The sequence below is a fragment of the Dyadobacter sp. OTU695 genome, from assembly GCF_038440355.1.
Classification (GTDB): domain Bacteria; phylum Bacteroidota; class Bacteroidia; order Cytophagales; family Spirosomataceae; genus Dyadobacter.
This window is the reverse complement of sequence record NZ_JASATN010000033.1, coordinates 35,209-42,949: the sequence shown is the minus strand read 5'-3', so window position 1 is coordinate 42,949 and position 7,741 is coordinate 35,209. Positions and strand designations below refer to the sequence as shown.

Annotated in this window: 3 protein-coding genes; all 3 read right to left on the bottom strand. The window is 51.9% G+C overall.

The window, feature by feature from the left end; genetic code table 11:
- Positions 1-2 precede the first annotated feature (2 nt).
- The 3 genes from AAHB90_RS31155 to AAHB90_RS31145 all read right to left on the bottom strand — a co-directional run bounded on the left by AAHB90_RS31155 (position 3) and on the right by AAHB90_RS31145 (position 7,727).
- Complete coding sequence (locus AAHB90_RS31155; protein WP_342089241.1) at positions 3-2,285, bottom strand: hypothetical protein; 2,283 nt, start codon at positions 2,283-2,285, stop codon at positions 3-5.
- A gap of 105 nt (positions 2,286-2,390) precedes the next feature.
- Entirely contained in the window at positions 2,391-4,196 is a 1,806-nt protein-coding gene (locus tag AAHB90_RS31150) for a RagB/SusD family nutrient uptake outer membrane protein (RefSeq protein ID WP_342089240.1), read from the bottom strand.
- Between the two features lie 21 nt (positions 4,197-4,217).
- Complete coding sequence (locus AAHB90_RS31145; RefSeq protein ID WP_342089239.1) at positions 4,218-7,727, bottom strand: SusC/RagA family TonB-linked outer membrane protein; 3,510 nt, start codon at positions 7,725-7,727, stop codon at positions 4,218-4,220.
- Between the last annotated feature and the right edge of the window lie 14 nt (positions 7,728-7,741).

Sequence of the window (7,741 nt, the reverse complement as noted above, 5' to 3'; positions counted from 1 at the left end):
AGTTATTGAACTGGTCGACTTAGCCTACAAAACAGCCTGGCATTCTTGCCGTCAAAATCCGTTTTGTAGAGCATCCATGTGTTTTTATCTTGCTCTTCCAGGTGAAACTGGTTTGCGGGATCGGCAAGCTGTTTTTTGACCCATCTGGGGAAAGCGTTGGCCGAGCGGGCATTTTCCCAGGTTCTGATTGCTTTGAAAATGGCATATTTTTCGGTGCAGGCCTCTACATCTTTCTGATTGATTTGCAAGCTGTAAGTTGAACCGATACCGACTGAAATGGCCTGGATATGTTCATATTGCGCCACTGTCGAACCTGCCTTAATTGGGAAGTTGCCGCCCATTCCGGAGGGGAAAAAATTCGCATAGGTCACATCCCTGAGGTCTTTGCCCTGGCTGGTTGCGCTGCCCCATTCCCGTCTTTCGACGTCGTAGAGGTTTTTGCCGCCACCCACATTCCAGATGCTCTGATAGTGCCATGAGCCCTCCGATAGCGTCGACCCGGTGAAGCGGATGTAAGGGACGCCAAGTTCCTTGCTTTTTTCAAACATCTTGCGGAAAAAGCGTTTGACCGAATAATACCCGTGCCCGTTGTTGAACAGAAATTCCTGTCCGTCGAAGTCATAGTAAGCCATGCCATTGATCTTGCAGATCGAGGCATAATATTCGGCGATCTTGTCCTGTAACTGCATGTTGGGGATCAAGCCATCGTAGCCGTAGTTGATGGTAACTTGCAGCTTGTAAATGGTATCGCCTGCCGAATGACCCGCGGTGGCGGTATTCCAGTAGCCGCGCTTGACGTTCAGGAGGCGGTAAGGCGCTTCGCGGGAAACACCCAGGTAATGAATGAGTTCCTTGCCTATTTTAATCATGTTCAGGTTCTTGCAATGGCCTTCCCAACTTGCTATTTCATCGAGATATTGCGGATCATTGACGAAAATAAGCGTGTCGGCAGCACCGATGGTCCTGGTCAGGATACGCTTCTGCTGATAGCAAAGGCTGTCGCTCGGGAACGGGCTAGCGTCCAGCGTGCCGGGAGCGAGTGCAGTGGTAATGGGCGTGCGGCCGATGATAATGCCCAGCCGTGCCGCGATTTCCGAAAGTTCCTTATGCGATTTGTTTCCAGCCGCCATTTTCAAAGGTTTCTTCTCGAAATTCCTTCCGTCGATATACCCTCCGTCACCCCGGTCGGGCCGGATGAATCCCTGGTCGTAGAGGCTGATCGCCTTGAAGCCCAACTGATGCGTGTACGGTACAATGCTGTCGTACACACCGCCGCTGGTGAGCACGTCGGGTACATATCCGGCGGGATCTTTAACCCATTTGCCGTTGAATGTAGGATAGGGAAGTCCCTCCGAGCGCACGATTTCCTGGACCACATCCAGCAATGCGGTACTGTCGGGGCTGCCCCACAGAGCTACCGAAGAGCCCACGTAGTCGATTCCCGGCAGGGGCTGCACGTCCAGGTGGTTGGGAACATTGGCGGTCATATTGGGTATTAGCGAAAAAAAGACTGTCCGCTTCGGGGCCCTGTCCCTGGAATTATATGCAATGGATATCCTGCCCTGAGCATCGATCTGCGCAGCATTACCATATAAAATCCTGTAATAGGGTTCCTTATGCGCATAAAAAGCCACATCGCTGATGCCATCGCCTCCGATGGGGAATACCTGCCCCTCATGCAGGTTGTCAGGAAGCGGGAAGCGTTTTTTGTCGGGACTGTGTATAATGTACTGGAATGGGGCAGCGTCGGCTACTGTTTCGGAAGTGCCGCCGAGCGTATTGTCGTTAAGAGCGAGCATTCCGATCGCGTAGTTGACCGCCTCGCTCGTATCGCGCGCCACACCGATGATTTCCCCAAAAAGGTTGGTGATGTTCGTATGATAGGCGCCCCATTGCACGTTGTCGACGCCATTGCGCGGATGCAGCGACAATAGTGTCATTTTGAAGTATTTGGAATGGATACCCAATGAAACTGTCGCCACAGAGCCATTGGCATAATGCAATGTAAATGCCTGTTTGGTTTTGTTGAAAATGGCCTTTGTTGGTTGGTAGTAGCGTTGCTTCCTGCTATCGAAGAGCGATAACAATGGGGATGGTTTTTCCAAAGGACTGAACTCGCGATGGGGAGCTTTTCCCGTCACATTCTTCATGCTGGTAATCCAGCCTTTGCTGTTGATGTGGATTTTAAAATAATTAGTTGTGAAATCATGCTGCGCATGCGCATATGAGGCCAGGAAAAAGGCAATGAGGTTAAAAACAATAGTCTGGGAAATCCGAAATCGCATATCTGAGGTAATTTATTGAAAACGCTGACTGGTGGAATCTTCACAAAAAAGCGATGATGCCTATCTGGTAGAGTAAGCATCATCGCTGTTAAAACCTACTTTATTTTATTCCAATGGATTGAAAGTGCCGCCCCATTCCACATTCTGCTTCAACACAGAACTGGCTTCGAGGTTTTGCTGGCTGATCGGGTAAAACCAGTGGTTCAGGTCGAGGTTGAACTTGTACTGGGGATCGCCATCCAGATTCTCGATGAAGACGGCCGTGAATTTTTTACGGACTGCCGCGTCTGAAATATCATCTGTCCAGTCAATTTTTGCCCCCTCCTTCAATACAAAGTAGATACCCTGACGAAACGTGGTTTTGTTCACCACATCAAATCGCTTCCAGCGCCGCAGATCTCCCCAACGCTTGTTTTCGAATGCGAATTCAACAAACCGCTCGTCCATATATGCCTGGCGGATGCCCGCCTGCGTCGTGGCTGTAATGCCGTACCTGCCTGATGCCCCCGGCGTGATGCCTGCCCGTGCGCGGATGTCCTTTAATACTTGTAACGCCTCTTCCGGCTTGCCGGCTTCATTGGCGGCTTCCCCGTAATTCATCAGTACTTCCGCAAACCTGATTTCTACCCAGTCGGTAGCAGCGTTGCCGATTAACGTACTGGTAAGCGTATTGTCAAGCCCCTTGATCTGGAAGAAGCCGGATACGCCTGCCCCGATCGTGACAGATTTCTGATCGGCGGCGAGGGAGACATACTTGAAGCCGCCGGGTGAACTGGCGTCCGCTACTTTTCTCCATGCACTCCAGTACCGGGTACCCGTAGGAAGGTCCGGGGTGGGGTACGGAGTGCCGCCGGTGAAGATCGTTGCGTAGAACCGGTCGTCGCGATTGGTGATGAAATCGGTCATGTACTGCTCGTTATAAGCCGGATCGGTCAGGAGTTTCGGCGCATCGAACTGCATCGGGGAGCCATCCTTTTTGGGATAGGCGTTCAGCAATGGAAGCAATGGCTGGTTTCTGTTTGCATCGCCCTGTGTGAGCGGCTGCGGACGGATGCCTGCCTGGTTGAACGGATGGTCCGGATAGGTAAACTGGTTTACCATAATGACTTCCTTGTTACGCTCCTGCTTCCATATCTGTCCATATGCGCCCAGCAGGCCTTTTCCTTGTGCTTTGAGGTAGTCGACGGCTGCCTTGTTGGCCTCGTAAGCTTTCTGCCATCTCGACTGGTCATTCGAGGGATTAAATAGCGGACTCGCGTACCATAGTAATACTTTGCCTTTGAATGCCATCGCCGCACCTTTGTCGATACGCCCATAATTAGCATTGTCCCATTGATCGGGCAGGGAAGTAATGGCGGCGTCAAGGTCGGCCAGTATTTGCGTAACGCATTCGGAAGTTTTGTTGCGGGCAACGAAAAGTCCTTCTTTGTTGGAGGGATCCTGTGGTTTCAATATCAGGGGAACGCCTCCGAATGTAGCTACCTTGCCGAAGTAATCCCATGCACGCCAGAACAGCGCCTGGCCGGTCATCTGCTTCTTTTTCTCGTCGGAAAGTACCGATGACGACACATCCGCGACCCGCGCCAGGAAGAAGTTGACTTTGTCGATACTCGTATAATCAAGTTTCTGCCCGTCGGAGGCAACGCTGATGATGCCTCTCAGGTAAGTGCCCATCGAGCCGGGCGCGTTCATGCCTTCGTCGCTGCTGTTACCATTCACGGGCCAGGAAGGAATAGCGCTTCCGTGTATATCCGTCAAAAACGCGCTGATCAGTTTTTCGTCATTCCAGACATTGTCCGGATTGATTGCATTCGTGTTGACATAGTCGAGGTTAGGTTCACAGGCCTGAGGCACCATCATGATCGCCAGACAGAGCAATGAGAACGGAAGGTTCTTTATATGTTTACGCATTATTAAATCCTTTTAAGTTGATCAGAATGTGACATTTACGCCGAAGTTGAAGCTCCGCATGACGGGGTATGCCGTACCGTCGGCGATTTCGGGATCGTAATACGAGAAACCGGTCAGGTTAAAGAGGTTAGTTCCCGAGAAATAGAACTTCACGCTTTCCAGGGCATTGTTGTAAAGCCGGGTGGGCACCGTGTAGCCGACCGTAAGGTATTTCAGGCGGGCAAAACCTGCATTGCGGTACCAATAGGAGGATTCGGCCGAGTAGGTATTGGATTGGCTCGCCGAAATTCGCCTGGGCAGTGTCGCATTAGGGTTTTCTGGCGTCCAGCTATCGTCATACCACCCTGAATACATCCGGTTCCATTCCACACCACCAGCCAGGTCGCGCAAGGACTTCTTCTGTTTCAAAGTTCCGTTGAACATCAGGTCCACGCTGAACCCTTTCCAGGTTCCGCCCAGGTTAAGCCCGTAGACGATCGGAAAATTGCTTGCTTTGATCACGACCCGGTCATAGGTGTCGATGATCCCGTCCGGAGTGCCTTGCGGGCCGCTCAGATCTTTATAGGTCATCATCCCCAGTTCTGGTTTAATGCCGCTGTACGAGTAGTTTGGATGCTCGCTGTTGAACTGATCAAGGTCCGATTGGGTGCGGATAATGCGGTCGAACTGGAGTCCGCGGATCACCGTCATGGATCTGCCTGCTGTGATATCTATCGCCTGCGCATTCTGTGCATAATCCTGTGTGATGACCTTGTTCCATCCATAGGAGGCGGTGAGGTTGCCATAGTAGGAGAATACGTTCTTTTTACGGGCATAACCTATGCTCAAATCGAATCCCTGCGCTTTGATCTCCCCATAGTTTTCCGCCGGCAGGCTCAGACTGAATGTCGGTGGTGTGGAGAGTGACCTCGGCCCCAGGATATCGTACGACTTCCGGTTCCAGTACTCTGCCGTCGCCGTCCAGTTTTTCAGGAAGGAAATGTCTGCACCGGCATTATAGGTCAATGCTTTCTCCCAGGTCAGGTTCGGGTTCACGACCGATCCGTAGGTGATACCCGCCGCGGTTTTTGGCTCCGTTCCAAAGTAGGCCGAAGTACCCTGCTTGTAGGATTCCTGCCATAGCCAGCTGGTGAGCACCGGATTGCCGTTCAGCCAGCCTATCGCATCGTTCCCGGTGAGTCCGGCCGACAAGCGCAGTTTCAGCTGATCGATCCCCGAGCCGGTCGGGAAGAAGGATTCCTTGGATACTACCCATCCGAGAGCGCCCGCAGGGAAAAGTCCCCATCGTTTGTCTGCTGCAAAGTTCATCGAACCATCTTTCCGGAAAGAAAAGGTAGCAAGGTACTTTTCGTCGTAATCGTAGTTGAATTGCCCGATGAATGAAGCCCGGCCGTTGATGTAATCGCTGCTTCCTCCTCCGTAATCGTCGGCACGCGCTCCACTTGCTGCCCACCACTGGTCTGTCGTGTACACCGGAAAGGTTTCCCGGCCGGCAAAGATGCCGCTTCCGCTGGTCTCCGCTTTTTCATACACCAGCGTACCCTGCACGTGGTGGACGTTGCTGAAAGTGTTTTCATAGTTTAACTGGAGATCGAGCTGGTAATCCTGGCCCCAGGATACATCTGTGCGCAGATAGTCCTTTGAGATGTTGGTAGATGCCTTGGTACCGATAATGCTGGCATCGTCGGTATGGATAATATGCTTGTTGGCACCATCCCGTTTCATGATATTCATCAGATAGCTTTTCTGGAAAACTTTCCTGCGGCTGTAACCAAAATTCTTGCTGAAAACAGCTTTCGCGCTGAGGCCTTTAATGACGGGAATGTTGTAGGTCGCGTTCAACACCACCTGCGGTTTCAGAAAATTAATCTTATCATACCCCCCGTTACCATTCACGGTGCCCCCTACGTTGGCGATCCAGCCGTAATCGAGCAACTTCCCACTATCGGTATATACCGGCTGATCGGGTTGCCACACCAGCAGTTTGCGATAAAGCGATTGAGGCCCTTCCCATGTTACATTGCCCTGAAGGTTATTGCTAAGGCCCAATCCTACAAAAAATTGCAGGTCCTTGGTGGCGTCGACGGTCGTATTCAGGCGAATGTTGTACTTATCATAAGTCAGCGGTTTCAAAAAGCCATTCTGTTTCACGTAGGAAGCGCCCGCAAAGTATTTTACCTTTTCGGTGCCGCCAGCTACGTTCAGATTGTGCTGGGAAGTGGACGGGTTGCGCCAGACGGATTCCAACTGGTCGTAGCCCCAGCCGTCGTTAATGGTTTTGTAATGGTCTATCTCTTCCTGCGACCAGGCCCAGCCCGCGGGGTCGGTATTGCCGTTGATGCGGTTGTACAGCTCTCCTGCCTGTACCGCGCTGGTCAGCGATGCATTTTTGGTCCGGGTATCAAAGCCGGTGTTGAAAGAATAATTGAAAGATGGCTTGCCGGACTTACCTCTTTTGGTGGTAACCAAAATGACACCACCGGCAGAACGGGACCCATAAACAGCGGCCGAAGCGGCGTCTTTCAATACCGAAATGGTTTCGATTTCGTTGGGACTGAGGTTATTGAAGTCTTCCCATGTCCTGATGATACCGTCGATCACATAGGTGACCGGCTGGGCGTTAAGCGATGAACCCGTCCGGATGCTGATCTGCGGGTTGGTACCGGGTATACCATTGGGCGTGCCGATGTAAACGCCTGCCAGTTTGCCCGAAAGCAAATTACCAGTGGAAGTCGTGGGGATATTCTGCATTTCTTCCGTGACATTCATCGTGGCCACAGAACCGGTCATCAACGATCTTTTCTGAGAGCTATACCCGGTAACCACAAGCTCTTCCAGGGCTTTGGTGTCGGATGCAAGTGTTATGTCGATTCGTGTTCGGTTACCTACATTCACTTCCTGTGATAAAAATCCCACGAACGAAAACACAAGTATCGCATCCCTGTCAGCCGCCTCTACCTTGAATTCGCCGTGTTCATCGGTGATCGTCCCCCGCTGGGTGCCTTTCACTACCACGCTCACGCCGGGCAAGCCCTGGCCTTTCTCGTCCGAAACTTTTCCGTTCAGGCTGATTTCAGCGGTTACATTGTTGGCCTGTCCGCCTGCCGACGAAGCGGTGAAAGTGATTTGGCGATTGTCGGCCGGTTGCTCGACGGCATTCGATACAGGAGCCTGCTGCGACTTTTTATCACTTTTCAACGGCTTGATCACGATATAGCCCCCGGTTTTGGACTTTCGGTACTGCAGGCCGAGGGGTTTCAGTATCCGGGCAAGTGACTTTTCCGCGTTGGGCTGAAAATCGAGGGCGCTCACCGGCACCTCATAGCCTTGTACCACACTGTCGAAATAAAGGATGTCAACTTTGTAATGTGTTTTGAAATCCTGTAACACTGATTTCAGGCTCCTGGTCGATTGCTGGGCTACAAACGGGTGTTGCCGCTGCCCGATAGCGGCCAGCAGCTGCGCGTGGCCGGGAGAGCCGGCACCTGCGGCTGCGAGCACGAATAGAAGGGATCGTAACGGTTTTTTCATAATGGGCTTTGAAA